Source organism: Acaryochloris sp. IP29b_bin.148 (genome assembly GCF_028285565.1).
Lineage (GTDB): Bacteria > Cyanobacteriota > Cyanobacteriia > Thermosynechococcales > Thermosynechococcaceae > Acaryochloris.
In genome coordinates, this window is sequence record NZ_JANQOY010000066.1 from 1 (window position 1) to 2,657 (window position 2,657).

At 48.4% G+C, this 2,657-nt stretch carries 1 protein-coding gene; it reads right to left on the minus strand.

Translation table 11 applies throughout. The features are described from left to right. Positions 1-246 precede the first annotated feature (246 nt). Entirely contained in the window at positions 247-2,478 is a 2,232-nt protein-coding gene (locus tag Q0986_RS06345; RefSeq protein WP_299406199.1) for a glycoside hydrolase, read from the minus strand. Positions 2,479-2,657: the final 179 nt, after the last annotated feature.

Genomic DNA, 2,657 nt, shown 5'->3' on the forward strand with positions numbered 1-2,657 from the left:
TAAGATGATTGCTGGTCTGCGAGTGCCTGAAGAAGAGGAAATCAAGGGCCTCGATATCAGTGAACATGGCATGGAAGCCTATAGCGGTTTCCTCAAAGAAGCCTAAAGCTAATCTCTGAAAAATCTAGATGAAATAGATTAGCACCGCATTATCTCAATACTCAAACTACAAGGTCTTAGGGAAAGCCTAAGACCTTGTTTTTAGTCTCTGTGAGAGGAGAGTATTGGAAATCGGCTTACCCAACACTATGGAACTTGTAGGGGGACCAGCCTATTCTCAGGTAAATGTTCTATAAACTCACCCTGCTTAGAGAGAACGACAAGAAGTTCTAAAGGCCAATCGGGTTCAAGGTGTAAGTCACTCCAAGGAACTGCGATTTCTAGGCATTGGTCGAGGCCAATTTGGACATGATGGGCTCGACCATGCCACTGTTCATGGTCGGCGGCTTCTTCCAGCCAAATATCATGATTGGTGAGATTAATACCCAGATGATGGTGATATCGATAGTTGAGGGGGCTCTGATCGGGCACTTGCCCAAGAGGAATTAGGCTATTGTTCATGGTTTGTCCTGGATAGAACCACAACAAATGCAGTTCTGGCGGAGAGTCAACGCCTGGCTTTTTACCCACCTGAAAATCAAACCGCATATAGAAATTGAGGTGATCTAGTCCATACCAAAGACGTTGGATGGTGCTACTGCGATGCATTGTGCCTCGGGAACCTGCAATGGTTATCCGACCTGCATGATCCCAATCCTGTTCATCCACAACGCCATTGATCACTGGATGGATGAAGCTTTGGGGACGATGGTCTGAAGTGGATTGATGCTCCTCTAAGGGATACTGAAGGACTTCGGGGACAGGCTCCTCTAAGGCTTGATAGAGGGCAATGATATGCTCCCGAAAGAGTTGATCAAAAATCTCATCTTGATTGGAAGAATGGCCTTCGCCAAACCACCAAAACCAATCAGATCCTTCCGCTGCATAGAGGGCTTCCCAGGCATCGGGATTTTGTTCTTCAGTGGCTTCTGGGTGCTTTTCTAAAGTTTTTCTGGCCTCTGTTAATAAATCCCAAGCGCGATTTTTAACAGGATCGCCAATCCAAGTGGTAAAGCTGCCATCGACCCAAGAGCCGCTATGGAGCTTAGTGGTGGGTAAGGTTTCTTGGGGAGGGAATTGCTCCAGGTATTCGGAGACGGTGACCAGTTTGAGATCATCGATATCGCTGAGCTGTTGGTAGAGACTCTCCAGGAAAGGAATGCCATCTCGCTCGTAAAATTCCCAGCAGTTTTCGCCGTCTAGGGCGATGGTGACTAACCAAGGCTTTTCAAGAGCGTTCCCCTCTCCGGGTTGACGGTGGATCAGGGTGTTTGCGATCGCATGTAGATGCCCCACTAAATCTGAGGCTGCTTCCTTTGGCTGCATAGCGCTATAGGTAAAGCCCACCAGATCCGACAATCGGTGATCGCGGAAGACAATCGAGAGGTCCCCCTCATAGGTACTTAAGCGATAGGGTTGGTAGAGAATCTCCGGTTCATAGACATTGCCATATTCATCCCGATGAAAGAAATGATGGGTGGTCCATCCTAAAACCGCCTCATCGGAGCACAACCAGTCAAAGCCTTGCTTAGCAACATGGGGCAAAATACTAGGACTCACAGACTGCTCGGATGGCCACAGCCCTCGGGGAGATCGTCCAAATCGTTCTTCGTACATCTCCCAACCCTTTTTCAAATGGCGAGGGATATCTTCTGGCCATTGGAACTGGGCTTCTGGTAAATCCATATGAGGAACGGCCACTCGTCCTGCATAGGTATCAGCCAACAGGGGCAAAATGGGATGAGTGTAGGGAGTTGTCATCACCTCTAGCTGACCGTCCTCCTGCATCTGCCGATGCTGGGGCACAATCCGACTGAGAATCTGGCGCTGCTTTTCGATAATATCCTTGCGATCTTGCAGGCTAAAATTGCGGTCCTGTTTGAGCCAGCGGGCAATATCTGGGTCATCCCAAAACAGGGGATCAATCCAGGCGAGGTTATGCCAAGCTAACAAATCACCGTAGTCTTGCTCTGTCCAGTTTTCTAGGCACCAGGCTTCCCCTTTTTCCTGCTTTTGACAGAATAGTTCAGCGTAGCGAGGATGGGGATCAACTAAAGTTTGGTGATGGGCATCAAAGAAATGCTGGGCAATAAAGCGATGTTGCTCTGGGGTCAGTTTTTCGGTGGGAAGCATCGCCACTTCTAGGTAAGGGTCGACGGCAGTTCCAGCCACATAATCTTCGATCTGCATCAGCAGGGACGGCACCAAGTTAACAGTTTGATGCAACTTGGGGTAGCGACTCAGCAACAAGACTAAATCTAAATAATCCTTTGTACCGTGCAACCGAACCCAAGGAAGTCGGTATTGGCCGGTGACTCGGCTTTTATAAAGAGGCTGATGCTGATGCCAAATAAAGGCGATATAAAGCGGGTGAGTCATAGGTCACCGTATACTGAGGATTGGCACATTTCGAAACAAAAGGATTTGCTGCATGGCATCCATCCACGCGTTGCATCAAGAGCTGGTCAAGAAAGAGCGATCAGCCCAAGAAATTACCGAAGCAGCCCTGGAAACCATTGATCAATTAGAACCCAAACTCCATAGTTTTTTGGCCATTA

Bases quoted from the DNA above. Each gene is read 5' to 3' on its own strand.
- Q0986_RS06345 (WP_299406199.1), bottom strand. From the start codon at position 2,478: ATGACTCACCCGCTTTATATCGCCTTTATTTGGCATCAGCATCAGCCT.